This window comes from Pantoea sp. E956-1 (assembly GCF_982223955.1).
In genome coordinates, this window is record NZ_CEUYZP010000001.1 from 764,426 (window position 1) to 780,162 (window position 15,737).

Annotated in this window: 16 protein-coding genes and 1 pseudogene; 5 read left to right on the forward strand and 12 right to left on the reverse strand. The window is 51.8% G+C overall.

The annotated features are described in order from the left end of the window. Window positions 1-232: 232 nt before the first annotated feature. Both AC0T7J_RS03815 and AC0T7J_RS03820 read left to right on the forward strand, forming a co-directional pair. Window positions 233-937, forward strand: a complete 705-nt coding sequence (locus AC0T7J_RS03815; protein ID WP_473792270.1) for a hypothetical protein — start codon at window positions 233-235, stop codon at window positions 935-937. Then, window positions 934-1,380, forward strand: a complete 447-nt coding sequence (locus AC0T7J_RS03820; RefSeq protein ID WP_473792272.1) for a hypothetical protein — start codon at window positions 934-936, stop codon at window positions 1,378-1,380. The genes AC0T7J_RS03815 and AC0T7J_RS03820 overlap by 4 nt, the downstream gene beginning before the upstream one ends. Before the next feature lie 183 nt (window positions 1,381-1,563). On the opposite strand, the pseudogene AC0T7J_RS03825 reads toward AC0T7J_RS03820, so the two are convergent. The 12 genes and pseudogenes from AC0T7J_RS03825 to AC0T7J_RS03880 all read right to left on the reverse strand — a co-directional run. Next, window positions 1,564-1,877, reverse strand: a pseudogene (locus AC0T7J_RS03825) (IS3 family transposase); the annotation flags it as partial. 27 nt (window positions 1,878-1,904) lie between these two features. Next, window positions 1,905-2,981, reverse strand: coding sequence for an acyltransferase family protein (locus tag AC0T7J_RS03830; protein ID WP_473792274.1), 1,077 nt, complete (start codon window positions 2,979-2,981; stop codon window positions 1,905-1,907). 464 nt (window positions 2,982-3,445) lie between these two features. Continuing rightward, complete coding sequence (tcyN, locus tag AC0T7J_RS03835) at window positions 3,446-4,198, reverse strand: L-cystine ABC transporter ATP-binding protein TcyN (protein ID WP_010247571.1); 753 nt, start codon at window positions 4,196-4,198, stop codon at window positions 3,446-3,448. Continuing rightward, window positions 4,195-4,863, reverse strand: coding sequence for a cystine ABC transporter permease (tcyL, locus tag AC0T7J_RS03840; protein ID WP_003854540.1), 669 nt, complete (start codon window positions 4,861-4,863; stop codon window positions 4,195-4,197). The genes tcyN and tcyL overlap by 4 nt, the downstream gene beginning before the upstream one ends. Beyond that, window positions 4,863-5,663: a cystine ABC transporter substrate-binding protein gene (gene tcyJ, locus AC0T7J_RS03845; RefSeq protein ID WP_473792276.1), complete on the reverse strand. Its 801-nt coding sequence runs from the start codon at window positions 5,661-5,663 to the stop codon at window positions 4,863-4,865. The genes tcyL and tcyJ overlap by 1 nt, the downstream gene beginning before the upstream one ends. A 113-nt stretch (window positions 5,664-5,776) precedes the next feature. Next, a complete protein-coding gene (locus tag AC0T7J_RS03850; RefSeq protein WP_473792278.1) occupies window positions 5,777-6,763 on the reverse strand; it encodes a D-cysteine desulfhydrase in 987 nt (328 codons plus the stop codon). Window positions 6,764-6,980: 217 nt separating this feature from the next. Further along, window positions 6,981-7,484: a flagella biosynthesis regulatory protein FliZ gene (fliZ, locus tag AC0T7J_RS03855; protein WP_473792280.1), complete on the reverse strand. Its 504-nt coding sequence runs from the start codon at window positions 7,482-7,484 to the stop codon at window positions 6,981-6,983. 50 nt (window positions 7,485-7,534) lie between these two features. Next, window positions 7,535-8,257, reverse strand: coding sequence for an RNA polymerase sigma factor FliA (locus AC0T7J_RS03860; RefSeq protein WP_003854529.1), 723 nt, complete (start codon window positions 8,255-8,257; stop codon window positions 7,535-7,537). 144 nt (window positions 8,258-8,401) lie between these two features. Next, window positions 8,402-9,370: an HNH endonuclease signature motif containing protein gene (locus AC0T7J_RS03865; RefSeq protein WP_039388751.1), complete on the reverse strand. Its 969-nt coding sequence runs from the start codon at window positions 9,368-9,370 to the stop codon at window positions 8,402-8,404. Between the two features lie 177 nt (window positions 9,371-9,547). Beyond that, entirely contained in the window at window positions 9,548-10,318 is a 771-nt protein-coding gene (locus AC0T7J_RS03870; protein WP_031593426.1) for a glycosyltransferase family 25 protein, read from the reverse strand. A 165-nt stretch (window positions 10,319-10,483) separates the two neighbouring features. Then, entirely contained in the window at window positions 10,484-11,686 is a 1,203-nt protein-coding gene (gene fliB, locus AC0T7J_RS03875; RefSeq protein WP_473792282.1) for a flagellin lysine-N-methylase, read from the reverse strand. A 160-nt stretch (window positions 11,687-11,846) separates the two neighbouring features. After that, window positions 11,847-13,133, reverse strand: coding sequence for a FliC/FljB family flagellin (locus AC0T7J_RS03880; protein WP_033783361.1), 1,287 nt, complete (start codon window positions 13,131-13,133; stop codon window positions 11,847-11,849). Between the two features lie 336 nt (window positions 13,134-13,469). Here AC0T7J_RS03880 and fliD point away from each other — a divergent pair, with 336 nt between their 5' ends. The 3 genes from fliD to fliT are packed head-to-tail and all read left to right on the forward strand — an operon-like array spanning window position 13,470 to window position 15,663. Beyond that, window positions 13,470-14,882, forward strand: coding sequence for a flagellar filament capping protein FliD (fliD, locus tag AC0T7J_RS03885; protein WP_473792284.1), 1,413 nt, complete (start codon window positions 13,470-13,472; stop codon window positions 14,880-14,882). A gap of 8 nt (window positions 14,883-14,890) precedes the next feature. After that, window positions 14,891-15,298 carry a flagellar export chaperone FliS gene (gene fliS, locus AC0T7J_RS03890; protein WP_031593422.1) on the forward strand — a complete coding sequence of 136 codons (408 nt, stop codon included), beginning with the start codon at window positions 14,891-14,893 and terminating at the stop codon, window positions 15,296-15,298. Beyond that, entirely contained in the window at window positions 15,298-15,663 is a 366-nt protein-coding gene (gene fliT / locus AC0T7J_RS03895; RefSeq protein ID WP_191922912.1) for a flagella biosynthesis regulatory protein FliT, read from the forward strand. Before fliS ends, fliT begins: the two co-directional genes overlap by 1 nt. Window positions 15,664-15,737 lie beyond the last annotated feature (74 nt).

The following is a 15,737-nucleotide window of genomic DNA, read 5'->3' on the forward strand; positions in this document are numbered from 1 at the left end:
GGCCGTTAAAGTCACTTTTTGTTCATGTGCTTTTTAGGTATAAGGGGCAGGAAACGGTCAGCTATTCAATGACGAGCATAGCCATGCATGGGGCTTAAATTTCGTACGCGTTTCTGGTGGGATTGAAGGGAGAAACAGGGGATTAGAAAAGCGCGATCAGAGCGTCTGAGGCGGTGCTGTGAAAGGGGGTTATGTTCAATCGCGGTGAATCAAAAAGGATGGGATATTCAGGATGAGTAAGCGGTTAGATATTATTGATGGGCAATATGCGGCTTCCAGACCGAGGGGATTGGTTTATACGGAGGTACTTGGCTGGGTAGACTTAGGTCATGCACAGGGAACGGATATCAGAAATCTGCTGTCTCAGATAATGCAGGGAGAAGCCTCAGAAAAGGAATTTTATGACGTTCGGTACTCTCAGGGGATGACCGGAATCTGGGGTCAGGTCCGGTCAGGAAAAGTGATAACGTGGCGTATTCGGCGCGGACGGCCTTACCGGGAGCAGAAGAGCATTGCACTCGCCATGATGATGAGTATGGCGCGAAAGTTTGAAACTTTTCAGGATTCATTTCCCAATAATCTGGTGACTGACAGTGGCTTAAGCGGTGAAGATCTGGTTTCAGATTTGCTGGGTTTTTACCGGGTGGTGTCGGCTCAGAACCCTTTCGGAATGCTTCGCCCTGTAAGTAAAGAAGAAGCCCTGAAACGATGGGACTACTACGGCAAAATTGGTAGCTGGAAAAACGATACATTTCAGCCCTTGCTGTTCCCCGATCCAAAAAAATTTCCGTCCTCTCGTCCATACAAAGGGGGGCTACCGCCATTTATGCGGACAGTTGTCCCCTACAACGATTTTCTGTCCGGGAATATAATACTACCCCGACATGACAAAACGTTTGTTGTTCTTGGTGCAGGAAATGGCAGGATGGGACTGTGAAGAAATTTATAACCGTATCTGTCGTGCTGGGGCTTGTTGGCGTGGCACTGGCTTTTGGCTGGCCGTATCTAAAAATTGGATTTGCCAGCAGTGCGTATTATACAGAGAGAGATAAACCGGAGTACGAGTATTACACGCCTGAACTTCTTAAAAAAATGCCACGTATATCCAATAATTATGAATTCAGCTATAACAACATTAGCGGGCCGCAGTCATATGTTTTTTCAGTAAATTTTCATGGATCATCTGATAGCATCGAGATCCAAAATTACTTAAAAACTAAGGGATATAAGCTTCAGAAAACGTGTCATGTTGAGGCTGTATGTTGGCGAAGTTATAAAAATAATGATGTTATTTCAATTGCTACGTTTCCTTCTTCAAATGAAGTTTTTGTCGATTTATACCGAAGTCCCTACACGGAACCTTTAGCACATGATAAATGATCTGCTTGAAATCCTTTCTATCGAGCATAATCTCACGTCCTGTAAACGAAAAAGCCACCCGCTAATGAAGTGAACTCCATTTGTTGGACACTTTCTTGTGGGGCGGTTGATGATCCCTGAGTTCGGTACTGTACCGGACTCAGGCCATTTAATTTCCTGATACACAGCTATTCGTTATGGGCAGCCCTGAACTGAGTGAAGCATCAGGCCATCAGCAGACCTCAGCCCGACCAGCGCATCATCCAGCATTTTTGCCACGAGACCGATGTCGGGATACTCACCATATTCCAGGCAATAATCTCGCTGTTGTTAAGATCTATAACGGGAGAAAGGTACCGCTCCTGGCACCCACCTTGAACTCCGTCATGTCTGCCTTACTTTTAAGCTCTCAGATTTGACGAGAGCTGTTGTTCCCGCATGAGCTTACGGACCGTTTTATGGTTTATTACATGCCCTTCATTACGCAGGGCCAGCGTATTACGGCGATAACCGTACCGCCAGCTGCCCCTGCTGCAAAGCGATACTCATCCGCCGCCAGGCGCCCTTTTCATTAACGTCGGGAACACAAACAGCGACTGCCCCACACCGCGATTGGTCAGCGACCAGATTGCCACTGAACAGAGCGAGCAAAGCCCCACGATAGCCACCGGATAGAAGCAGGCCCAGAGAAACGAAAACCACGCCTGCTCGAACAGATGATGCCGCTGTGCGAACAGAATCGCAGACATACCAAAAAACTCGATAAAAATACGGTGGATAACGTAAATCTGCAGCGTATTGCGGCCAACCCAGTTGAGATAGCGCATGCTGAAGTGCTGATTCAGCCAGCGACAGGCCGCGATACTGAATAACACCGCCAGTACACACAGGAACAGACTCTTATCCAGACCGAATAGCACATGAATCCCGGCGGCTGCCGCCAGTAGCGCCCAGGGCATCAGATTCTCACGCCGCCATTCACTCAGGTGCAGCATCGTCTGGCTCCAGAATGCCCCTAACAGGAAGAAAACAAAATATTGGGCCAGGCTCTGTGGTCCCCAGAACGGGATCACTTTTTCTGCCGCCAGATAATTCAGCAGGATCGCCACTGCCACCAGGACCAGCTTATATTGACGGAAAACTTTGGCACAGAGGAAATAGAGACCCAGCCCATACAAATACCACGAGGTACTCATGGCCATAAAGGTCAGCTTAAGAAACTCGAATAGCGACCCCGCATAGGCGGCATTAAGATTCTGCGAAATACGCTGGCCAGTAATTTCAGTGGAGATACCGATAATTGACCACCACTGAATAAATCCCCACAGAATATAGAGATAAAAAAGATTGGTGATGCGACTGGTAAAGACCTGCTTCCAGGGTCGGTTCAGAATGCCATTGGTCGCCAGTAATCCCGAGACAAAGAAAAAGGCGGGCATACGCAGCGGCGACAGTACCGTATTAAACTGTATCCATATTTCGGCGGGGATCCATCCGGCAGAGAGATATTTCATCGTCCCCTCAAAGCCGGGTAAAACCGTGTGGTACAGGACCACCAGTAATATGCAGGCGCCCTTCAGGGTATCGACCCACAATATCTGATCTGACTTAGTCTGGTTCATTCAATGACTCCTGCTGTGTAGGTCAGAATGCTGGAAAGTAAAAGCGAGGGAATCAGTATTGCTTTTATGATTATCCGGCAATTATTCGCCATTGAACCAGCGATGAATGTAGCGAAACTCTTAAAAGCCGCTGCGTGGCCCTGTTACCACAGTTATTTACTCAGCAGAACGTTTCCTTACACTTATTAATATCGACGCAATGCGCTAATTAGCAGTGCCGCAGCCATTGGAAAGGATAACATTGCTTCATAATACGGAAAATATAATTAAGAGAAAGTGGCAACGGGAAAAGCCAATATATCCCCGATGAAAAGAAAAGATTTGTCAGATGTGCCAAAAGGTTTAACAGCGGCAGCGTTATTTATGATACTGCACCCGCTATTAGCGTGACCCGGGCCAGTGGCAGCTTAAAAAATGAGGATTTTAAATGGGTTAAAACTGCCTTCCGGGGAAGGCAGTGTAGATTACTGATTCAGAAATTTATCCAGGAATTGACGGGTACGCGGCTGCTGAGGGTTACTGAACAACGCTTTCGCTTCGCCCTGCTCCACAATCCGTCCCTGATCCATAAAAATGGCGCGGTCAGCCACATCACGGGCAAAGCTCATCTCATGCGTGACGATGACCATGGTGCGTTTCTCTTCGGCCAGCGCGCGAATGGTGCTAAGCACCTCGCCTACCAGCTCCGGATCCAGCGCCGAGGTCGGTTCATCGAACAGGATCACTTCCGGCCGCATCGCTAGCGCACGCGCAATCGCCACGCGCTGTTGCTGCCCGCCCGACAGACGGCGCGGATAGCTCTCTTCTTTACCGTGCAGCCCGACCTTCTCCAGCAGCGTGCGGGCGCGGGCTACCGCATCCGCTTTTGCTTCGCCTTTGACGATAACCGGTCCTTCAATAATGTTCTCCATCACTGAACGATGCGGAAACAGATTGAAGTTCTGGAAGACAAACCCGACCTGCTGACGCAGACGACGCACCTGCTCTTTCTGCTTACTCTGTGCCAGCGCCGCATCAACGGTAATCTCTCCCACCCGGATGGTGCCGCTATCCGGCACTTCCAGCAGATTGATACTGCGCAGCAGCGTGGTTTTGCCTGATCCACTGGGGCCGATAATGGCCACCACTTCACCGGCGGCCACATCAAGGTCGATGTCGTGCAGCACCGTCTGGCCGTTAAAAGACTTCACCAGCTTTCTGACTTCGATGGCGCTCATTTCGACTCCGAATCCTGACGATTAACATGCTGTTCCAGCCGGTTCTGCAACGCAGATAACACCGTTGCCATCACCCAGTAGATCAGCGACGCTGCCAGATACATGGTAAAGACTTCCAGCGTGCGTGAGGTGATCAACTGCGCCTGACGGAACAGCTCCGGCACCTGAATGGTCGCCGCCAGCGAGGTATCTTTCACCAGGCTGATAAAGCTGTTGCCCAGCGGGGGCAGCGCGGTGCGGGCTGCCTGGGGCAGGATCACCCGGCGCAGGGTTTGCCAGCGCGTCATGCCGATACTTGCCGCCGCTTCCCACTGCCCGCGCTCAATCGATGAAATCGCACCACGCAGTGACTCTGAGGCGTAAGCCGCGGTATTCAGGGAAAGACCTATCATCGCGGAGGGGATCGGATCCAGTTCAATGCCAAACTGCGGCAGACCGTAATAGATCATAAACAGCTGGGCGATCAGCGGCGTGCCACGGAAAATCGAAACATAGATCCGCGCCAGCCAGCGAACCGGCCAGAAGCGCGACAGACGCATCAGCGCCAGAATAAAGCCCAGCAGCAGGCCAAAGAACATGCCGCCGATGCTGAGCTGCAGCGTAAACAACGCGCCTTTTAATAAAAAAGGTGCTGAATCCAGCACCAGTTGAAGACTTTCCTGCATTATTTCGTCACGTCCGCGCCAAACCATTTCTGAGACAGCTTGCTCAGCGAGCCATCTTTCTGCATGTCAGCAATGGCCTGGTCGATCGCTTTCAGCAGGTCGTCGTTGCCTTTTCGTACCGCCACACCTGATTCCTGACGGGAGAACGCATCACCCGCGACCGCCATGGTATTGCCCGTTTTCTTCACCAGATCCAGCGCAGCCAGACGGTCAACCAGAATGGCATTCAGACGGCCAGAGCGCAGATCCTGATATTTAGTCGGGTCATCATCATAGGTACGGATGTCCACGCCCTTCACATTCTCACGCAGCCACTGCTCGTAGTTGGTGCCCAGACCGACGCCCACCTTTTTACCGGCCAGGTCAGCAGGTTTGGTGATGGTGTTCGCATTGGCTTTCATGGTCAGCGCCTGAATGCCGGAAACCGTGTATGGCGTGTAGAAGTCATACTTCTTCTTACGCTCATCAGAGATGGTGACCTGGTTGATGACCACATCGATGCGCTTCGCGTCGAGTGAGGCCAGCATGCCATCCCACTTGGTCGGTTTCAGGCTCGCCTTGACGCCCATATGCTGTGCCAGCTGTTCCGCGAATTCCACTTCAAAGCCTGTCAGCTTGCCCTTTTCATCCTGGAAGCTGAATGGCGGATAGGTGCCTTCCAGACCCACCAGCAGCGTGCCGCGCTCTTTAATTTTGTTCAGCAGATTTTCCGCAGCAAAGGTTTTAACGTTGACGCCAGCAATCAGCGCCACGGCCATGACGCCCATCACCATCTGACGACCTGCACGAGAAAAGGACATATTCACCCCATTATTGACAGTATTGTGTGTGTGTTTTTATAAGGGCAGCACGGCTTGTCGCTGCCAGTCCGGAAGGATAACCCACGGAGTATAAACTGTTTTATTCGCTTGTCTCAGACCGAAGGATGATAAGCAAATAACGCCGGTGCGCCACCCGTATGAATAAACAGCAACGGACCTTCACGGCGGAAACGATTCTGGCCCACGCCATCCAGCAGTCCGGCCATCGCCTTGCCGGTGTAAACCGGGTCCAGCAGAATCCCTTCCAGCCGCGCCAGCAGTTTCACCGCAGCCATGCCTTCATCATTGGGTTCGCCGTAGCGTGGCGCAAAGTAGTCATCCCACAGGGTAATCGGTGCCTTAGCCTGCACTTCCAGCGTCTCTGCCAGCGACTGACGCAGCCGCTCCACCAGCGGCAACTGCGCCTCAACCTGGCGTGAAACGGTGACGCCCACCAGCTCGGTCTCCGGCAGCAGATGCTCCAGACCCACCGCCAGCCCGGCATGGGTGCCGGCACTGCCCGAGGCCACGGCCACGGCGGCGAAATCGATCACACCTTCGCTCTGATGAGCAATCTCCTGCGCGCACTCTACATAGCCTAGTGCACCCAGCGCATTTGAGCCGCCGACCGGCACGATGTAAGGACGATAACCCTGGGCTTCCAGACGCGTGGCCTGTTCAGCCAGCTGTTCCGCAGGGTTATTCAGCGCATCCACCATGATCACTTCAGCGTCCATCAGATCCAGTAACAGACGGTTGCCGTTGCTCAGGTAATTTTCAGCGTGGGTGCCAATCGGGTTTTCCAGCAATGCCACGCACTTCAGGCCAAGCCGGGCAGCGACTGCCGCCGTCTGACGCACATGATTAGACTGGATTGCGCCCGCGGTCAGCAGCACATCGGCGCCTTCACGCAGCGCGTCCGCCGCCAGAAATTCCAGCTTGCGCAGCTTGTTGCCGCCCATCGCCACCGGCGTGAAATCATCGCGTTTAATAAAAATATCGCGACCCAGATAGTCAGAGAGCCGTGGCAGATGTTCTAACGGCGTGGGTGCGCCCAGCAGTTCAAGACGCGGGAATTGGTGTAACAGATGTAAAGACAATGCTGCCTCCGTTCGGGCATTCAATTTATCCTTACAGTGTTGCAGAAGATGCGAAAAGGATCACCCTGATTCAGGTGTCAGCAGATGCGGTGAGACAGATGCGCAATGAAAGATACAGGAGAAAGAAGCGCCGTGCTCCCCCTTCCCTTCTACCCGGCTGGCGGGCAAAAGGGAACGTGCCGCAGGCACGCGGGGGAGCAATCGGTGCAGATCAGGGTTAACCCTGCTGCCAGCCTAAGAACTGATCGTACTTGCGCAGCGCGATGCGGTAATTGTTATTACCGGCATCGGGCAGATCGCTTTCCAGACACTGATGCCAGCTATTTCCTTTAAGCCTGTCGGCCGGGAAATTTCTGGCTTTCAGCATCTCATCCAGACGACGCAGCCGCACCACATATTCACGAATCGTGCTGGGGCTCATCTCTGTCTGTTCAAACAGATACTGTTTAAACGCCATTATGTCGAAGTAATTAGGATGGGTATTACAAAAAATATCACTGCAAAAACGACAAAGCGCGGTCAGTTCGGGCTGAAGTTTCAGCCACAGCTGCTCATCAATCATCTGGTCCATCCGAGCGATGGCCTCTTTATTGATGATCTGGCCACGAAAAACGAGCGCCATTCGATCTAATACCTTGCCACAGTGTGAACAGTTGCTCTGGCTGTGTTTATAGTCTTTAAGATAACGACTTAACGGTCTGGCCTTGGTCTTGGCTCCCATTACTGAGTCCCCGGTTTTTTATAATTTTGAATCGCCAGGAACTGATACTGCTAGCGCGCTCCCGCAAGTCGGGCACGCAGGCGTTTAATCGCCTGACTGTGCAGCTGGCTGACACGGGATTCACCCACATCAAGCACCGCCCCAATCTCTTTCAGGTTCAGTTCTTCCTGGTAGTACAGTGTCAGCACCATCTTTTCACGATCGGGTAATGCTTCGATCGCTTCAATGACGCGCTCACGCAGACTCCCTTCAAGCAACTGATGAAGCGGATTAGCCTCTTCGTGGCCTTCCGTCACCAGCTCCGCGCTGTCGCCGTGCTCTTCCCGATACTCGTCGTAGGAGAAAAGTTGACTGTTGTTGGTGTCCAGCAGGATCTGCCGGTACTCCTCCATGGAAACATTCAGCTGCTGCGCCACTTCCTGCTCAGAGGCAGAACGCCCCAGCGACTGTTCCACTCTGTGCATTGCTCCGGCCACCTCGCGTGCATTACGACGCACACTGCGCGGTGCCCAGTCCCGACTACGAAGCTCGTCGAGCATGGCGCCACGAATACGCTGCACGGCATAGGTGGTAAAGGCTGTACCCTGAAGCGCGTCATAACGCTCTACGGCATTTAACAGCCCTATCCCACCCGCCTGCAGCAAGTCGTCAAGCTCAACACTGGCCGGCAGGCGAACCTGCAGACGCAACGCTTCATGGCGCACCAGCGGCACGTAGCGCTGCCAGAGCGAATGCTTGTCCATCACGCCTTCGGCGGTATAGAAATCGTTCACGTTGACTACCCTGCGTTAATGAAGTTATCGGCATGATTATCCAATTCTGTAGCGTTTTCGATTGGCTGAATAGGCGGGGTAAAACGAGGCTATTTCATTTTTGTTACGTCAGAGTGCAGATCCTTCTGCACTCTTCAGCAGGGATTAACGACGGGCGCGCAGACGTTGCCGGGTGGCGGGCGGCACTGCAGCCCACAGGCTGCAGACGCGACCTTCCAGTTCCTGATACCAGGGCGCAAGATGCTGCTGCGCCTCCTCGCCAGGATGCACCTGAATCTCGCCCGATTCACCATCAATGCTAATCAGTCGATTAATAAACAGCCGCTGCAAATCACTGCGTAAAAACAGGCCGTTATCGATGCTGTTATCTGCCAGTACACCGTCATCCCCTTCCTGCGTGTCGATATGACAGGCTTCCACCCACGGCCAGTTATGCCGTTCGGTCAGCTCGGTGCCGGTCATCACACAGGCGCCGTAGCGGGCTTTGACACCGGCGCTGAATTCCGCCTGGCTGGCGCGCTGCAGCACCCGGGCTTTGACACGACGCCCGACCTCAGTTCCCGGCATCACTGCCGCCGGGACTTTATGCTGCGGCGTACTCAGCACCACGATGAACTGAATGCGCTGCGACTGCGGAAAACAGGGATCCGCCTGTGGATTGAAAAGCTGCCAGTAAGCGTCTTCATCATCCTGATGCATCAGGACCAGTTTATAGCCGCGACTGTTCAGCAGATTCTGTGCCGTGGCGGATTGCGGATCGATCATCGCGAAGACCTGGCTGCTGCCCATCACTTTCCACAGGTTGTCGCGCTTCTCGCTATCGCTGCGACGGAAATAGAGGAAGGAGAGATTCTGCTTAAGGTAGTGCTCAAAGCGACGCAGGTAATTTTTACGTTCGTTGTCATGGGAGATGAACAGCAGATCCTCCAGCGGACTGTTGCTCTCTTCCTGCGCGAACACCGCGCGGATTTTCAGCGTGCGCAGTCCGGTTGACGGACTCAGCAAGGCGCGCGCCGTCAGCTCTTTATCATCAGGGTATTGCAGAGCATAACGCCGGGCGATCTCTTCAAAGGTCAGCCGCTCACCCGGTAACAGGTCATAATTGAAGCGCATAGACACTCCACAAAGTTAAAATCAAAAATGATGTTGTTCTGTGAGGAGTTATCGGCAGTCCGGGGGGGAACTGTAACCGGGGTGCGAACTCAGGAGTCGGGCAGGACGACAGGGTACAGGCTCATATCCGTCTCACCCTGCCCCGGTCACTGCAATGCTGGGCGGTCTGCGCTACATCTAACGGTCTGTACTGGCGCTGACCTCGACGATGCGGTGAAGCAGCGGCACCACAGCCCGACGATAGCGATGACGCACTCTGACGCTAATCGGTCGGGCTGCCATTAAACCAGACCAGATGTCGCGTTTCCGCTGGTTGTGCCGTGCAATATCGTTGATCTGCTGGATTGTGGTCTGCTTCGCCACCTCATGCAGCAACACCGGGGCAGGATGCACCGCCAGTAGCTTTATCGCGCCGTACTCCTGAAACAGACACCATTTATCAGCTGCCATCCAGACCGGATAGAGCAGACTGAGAAGTCGCTTAGCCGCCTGCTGATTTATCACATAGGCATGTGCGGTAGTGGCGCTGTAGACAGGATAGAGAGCGGCCGTATCCGTCACCGCCGCAATGACGTTATTGACATATTTATTCACGCGAGATAACAGCACTACGGTCGGACTGTTATCGGGCAACTGCAGTGCCGTACTGGATAATACCGCTGAAAGCGCCGGAGTTAATAGCGCGTCATCTTCCAGAATCAATGCCTGAGTAATGTTTTCATTCACCATTTTGCGATAAATAGTTAGGTGACTTAACGCACAGCCTATTTCGCCCGGCTTGAATGCATAATTAACGGTGCGGGTGTGCTGCGCAATCTCCGCCTCCGTTAACAGGCTGCCATTCACGGCCTGAATAAATTCATAATCGAGACCGGCGGCATCGCACTGCGCCGCCATAATGGCGCGACGCTCAGTTGATGAGGCGAGATTGATGATAAAAGTTTCCATGCTGGGTTTGTATTCCGGATAGGTAATATGCCTTAAACGACCAGCATACTGCCCATGGCATAACCCGGAATGCGTCAAAAGAGCGCTAAACCCAGACCAGCGATGAAAATCTGGTCTCATTCAGGAATGTAATGAATAAAGGCTCCGCCACTGCGGAGCCTTTATTCATTTAAGCAGGTATATCGGCGACAAATCGTCATTGACCTTAACCTTGTTAATCTCTGCCAGAAACGCACTCACCGACTGTGAACTGTGTTTTGTTATTGAGTGGTAGCTGTAGATGATATTGATAATATCCTCTTCATCAATCGTTCCGACCAACTCAACGCTGGCGGCTATCAATGACTTAAGCTGGAACCATTCTGCCGTGAGAAGATACAGGCTCAGTAACGGGCTGCGACTCTCGTTATTAGGGAAGAAATCATCATAAATGCGGTACTGAATATAGTTATTCATTATCCACGGCCGTTCAGCAAACCAGGGCATAACCTGCTTCTGCCAGACGTTGTCCAGCCGGATCATTGGCTGACTGACGTCATCGGTTTTGGCCCCTTCAGACAAAATATAAATTAGCTTATTCAGATAGTGATCCAGGGTGGGGAAGGCACGCCTGTATGTCTTTGCGCCGAACCAGGTCTGTAATCTCAACAGTAAAGACCATTGCAGATTATAGTCAGGGTTAATCTGGTCAAGCTGCCGCCTGATTTCGCCCTGTGCCAGATTATCAAGCACGTCAGAAAAATGACGCTCCATCTTTTCCAGCCAATCCTCCTCAGGACTCACTCTTTCAGCAGCCAGCAAAAAGGTAGCCAGTGCGTACAGCGCTTCATCCAGCTTCTCACCACTCATTTTAATAATATTGAGACACATCAGATTGAGCAGCTTCTTATGCTGATCAAGATCTTTGGCTTTATTGGCTTCTGGCTGGGTCTGAATGGTCTGTTCGAAGAGCATTGCATCGGGTGAGGCTAATAACTGCCGGGTGGCTTCCGGGCAGGAGAGCACTAGCGTCTTTTGCCGCTCATATTTAAACGTCCTGGCTGAACGGGGATAGGTAGAGCAGGTCTGACTCAATGCCTCAGCGCCCAGACTGGCGTGCACTTTGCACAGGAGGTCTTCACCCATAAAAGCACAGTTGCCAGATGAATTCAGCTTCATGGTGCCCCAGTTGGCGACGCTTTTTCCGGTAATGACGATGTTTTCGGTCGCCAGGGTTTTGATTTCAATCTGAGAGGATTTTAAATAGCGCCGGACCGTGGGCTTATCCAGATTGATATCCCAGCCTTTACAGCAGTGATCGCGACACTCACTGCCAATACATTTAAAGGCAGTGACAAACAGCGGTTCCACAACAGTAATATTTTTCATTTTTACCTGCTCAACCAGGGTGCTAAAAAGCAAGAGGGTGAGTGTCAGGATAAATTAAAGTGAGGAAATTGATTGGCAGAGAAAAGATTAAAAACCAGGTTAATCGTACGCATAAAAAAAACCCCGCCGAGGCGGGGTTTTGAATGGGGGTCGAAGGCGATTAGCCCTGCAGCAGAGACAGAACCTGCTGTGGAACCTGGTTCGCTTTAGACAATACTGAGTTACCAGCCTGCTGCACGATCTGTGCTTTAGACATGTTGGAAACTTCAGTTGCGTAGTCAGCATCCTGAATACGAGACTGTGCTGATGACAGGTTTGTCGTCGTGTTGTTCAGGTTAGTCACCGCTGAGTTCAGACGGTTCTGTACTGCACCCAGGCTTGAACGGAAGGTATCGACAGAGGCGATAGCTTTGTCCAGCAGAGCCAGTGGGTCAGCTGTTGCTGAACCGGTGAAAACGTTGGTGTTGGTTGAGGATGCGATATCACCAATAGCACTCGCGACGTTCTGAGAACCTGTGGTGTCATTGGTGTTAGTCAGTGCACCAGCAGCAGTTTTATAGTCTTTACCCTGTACAGTGACGTAACCTACAGCTGCACCCGTTGAATCAGCACCAACTTTGATGTATTTGCCGGTCATTGAACCCGCGGTCACACCGTTGTCGCTGTCTGAATAGCTGATGTCAGTCGTGTTCAGCGTGACTTTGCCGCTTGCATCGTCAACAGAGACAGCATAGTTGTCGCTACCAGAAGAAACCACATAGGTAGAGGTTGCTGCGCCAGCTGACGTCTGCACGTTTTTCAGTGACAGGGTGCTTGCATCGACTTTCAGTGCAGTAGCGACGGAAGAGAGGTCAACATCCTTCAGTGAGCCGCTTGCGCCAACCTGAGTGATTGCATCGCTGGTTTTCAGCGTGTTCTTATCCACGCCAAAACCACTCAGACCCAGAGTTGAAGAGTCAATCTTCTTCAGGTCGATACTGATGGTTTCGCCGTCGTTTGCCCCAACCTGGATTTTCATGGTGCCGTTCTGAGCCAGCACATTCACGCCGTTGAACTGAGTCTGACCGGATACGCGGTCGATTTCGTCCAGACGGGACTTGATTTCATCCTGAATTGAAGTCAGGTCAGAATCAGAGTTGGTGCCGTTCTGAGACTGTACAGTCAGTTCACGAACACGCTGTAAGTTGTTGTTGATTTCTGACAGCGCGCCTTCAGTCGTCTGCGCAGCAGAGATACCGTCGTTGGCGTTACGAGCAGCCTGAGTCAGGCCTTTGATGTTAGAGGTAAAACGGTTGGCAATTGCCTGACCAGCAGCGTCATCTTTCGCGCTGTTGATACGTAAACCAGAAGACAGACGCTCCATTGAAGTAGACAGAGCTGACTGGTTCTTGTTGATGTTGTTCTGAGTGATCAGCGAGAGGCTGTTGGTATTAATGACTTGGGCCATGATAAATTTTCCTGTTAATCAAGTCTTTCGGTTAAGGTGTGGGCTTCAACCCGCCGGCTTCAGCGCCGTCAAAGTTGTTATCGTCTGCCGTTTAACAACCTTTAGAATTTTTTTAGTACCAGGCGAATTTTTCTGTTTCAGCCTGTCACGTTTTAAGTTATCGCCACCCTGCCGAACTTCTTTAGACCTGATTCATTAATTTTCTAGTCACTGAATTACCCTTCTCTATAGTGCTTATTTACCTCATTACCCTAAGGCAAATAACGTTAAACTTTCCCTATACAAGGCCGATAACACCGATATCAATTTCCCTGTCGACCTTATAAAGGAATTAACATGGCTACTATCTCAACGTTGGGTATTGGTTCAGGACTCGATTTGAGTACCATTCTGGATAGTCTGCAAACGGCGGAAAAAACGGCACTCACACCGATATCCACCCAGCAAACGGCCTATACTGCCAAGCTCAGTGCCTATGCCACGCTGAAGAGTTCACTGACGACCTTTCAGACGGCTAACACCAAGCTGAACAGTGCCGATCTCTTTACTGCCACCACCGCGACCAGCAGTTCCAGCGCCTTTAGCGCCACCACGTCGGGTACTACCGTGGCGGGTAAATATGCGATTACCGTCTCTCAGCTGGCACAGGCGCAGGTGCTTACTTCGGCGGTGCAGAGCAGCAACACCGCCGCGTTGGGTGACAGCTCTGTATCCAGCCGTAGCCTTGCAATCACCTTAAAAGATGGCACCAGTAAAAGTGTGACGCTCACCAGCGATCAGACATCGCTGACCGGGATGCGTGACGCTATCAATAACGCTGATGCTGGCGTGACCGCCACGGTTATTAAAGTTTCAGATGGCAGCTACCGGCTTTCAGTGAGCGCGAATGAAACGGGTAGTGATAATGCGGTGTCGAAAATTGCTGTCACTGGCGATACTACGCTACAGGGGATTGTGGGCTATGACGCCAGCGCCAGCAGTAATGCGATGACCCAAAGCGTCACGGCGCAGAACGCCAAACTCACGGTCAATAACGTTGATATTGAGAACAGCAGCAACAAGATCAGTGATGCGCTGGAAGGAATAACGTTAAATCTTACCGCAGTGACGACGGGCGACCAGTCTCTGACAATCACTAAAGATAGCTCTAAAGCGTCAAGTGCTCTTAGCACCTGGGTCGATGCTTATAATACGCTGCTGGATCAGTTCAATACCCTGACTAAATATACCAAGGTTGACACCAACACAACCTCACAGGATTCCAGCAATGGTGCGCTCTTGGGTGACAGTACGCTTCGAACCATTCAGACTCAGCTTAAGAGCATGCTAACCAATGCACAAAGTTCGTCCACCTACAAATCACTGAGTCAGATTGGCATCACCTCTGATCCTACAACCGGTTCATTGAAACTGGATGCGACCAAGGTTACTGCTGCTCTGGACAAAGATGCGGCTGGCGTGAAAGAGATGATTGTTGGTGACGGTAAAACCGGTATCGCAGCAAAAATCGACAGCAAGCTGACTGATTGGCTGGCAACGAAAGGGATTGTCCAGGCGGCTACTGATGGCGTCAGTAAAACACTGAACAACTTAACCACCCTCTACAACACGACCAGCGATCGTATTGATGCAGATATTGCACGTTATAAAACACAGTTTACCCAGCTGGATCTGGCCATCAGTAAACTCAACTCGACCAGTACGTATCTGACGCAGCAGTTCGATACCTCAAGTTCTAATAAATCATAGGAGTGACCATGTACAGCGCTACAGGCACCAAAGCCTATGCAAAAATTGGCGTAGAAAGCGCCGTGATGAGCGCCAGCCAGCAGCAGCTGGTTGTGATGCTGTTCGACGGTGCACTGAGCGCGTTAATCCGCGCCCGCCTGTTTATGCAGGATGGCAATATTGCAGGCAAAGGCAGCTCCATTTCCAAAGCGATCAATATTATCGAAGCGGGCCTGAAAGAGGGCCTGACTGAAAACCGTGGTGATGAGCTGGCCGATAATCTGCTGGATCTTTACAACTACATGACGCGTCGCCTGTTGCATGCCAACCTGAACAATGATGTTGCTGCGGTTGAGGAGGTCGAAGGCCTGCTGCGCAACATTGCTGACGCGTGGAAAGAAGTGGTTCAACCTAACCTGATTCAGGACGCCGTTTAATGACTACTGCACCGCATCTGATTACCGTTTACCAACAGTTACTCGATCTCAGCCAGGGAATGCTGCGTCATGCAGCACAAGGCGAATGGGATGAATTGATCAGCAGGGAGATGGAGTATGTCAGTGCGGTGCAGAACTTAGCCCAATCGACAGAAGCCGTGTCGCCCTCGGCACAGACTCAGGAGCAGTTACGTCCGGTGCTGCGCCGTATTCTCGATAACGAAAGTGAAGTGAAGCGTCTGCTGCAGGCGAGGATGGATGAGCTGGCCTCACTGGTGGGTCAGAACAGCCGCCAGAAATCGGTCATGTCCGCTTATAGCAATCAAGGCGGCGTTGTTATGGTGCCGCACGAAACCCTCTCCTGATCCCCTGCTCTGTCACGCCGCCAGATTTATTTTTCTGCGCGGCGTCTCTTTTCTGCCGCTTACTCCATACTTGA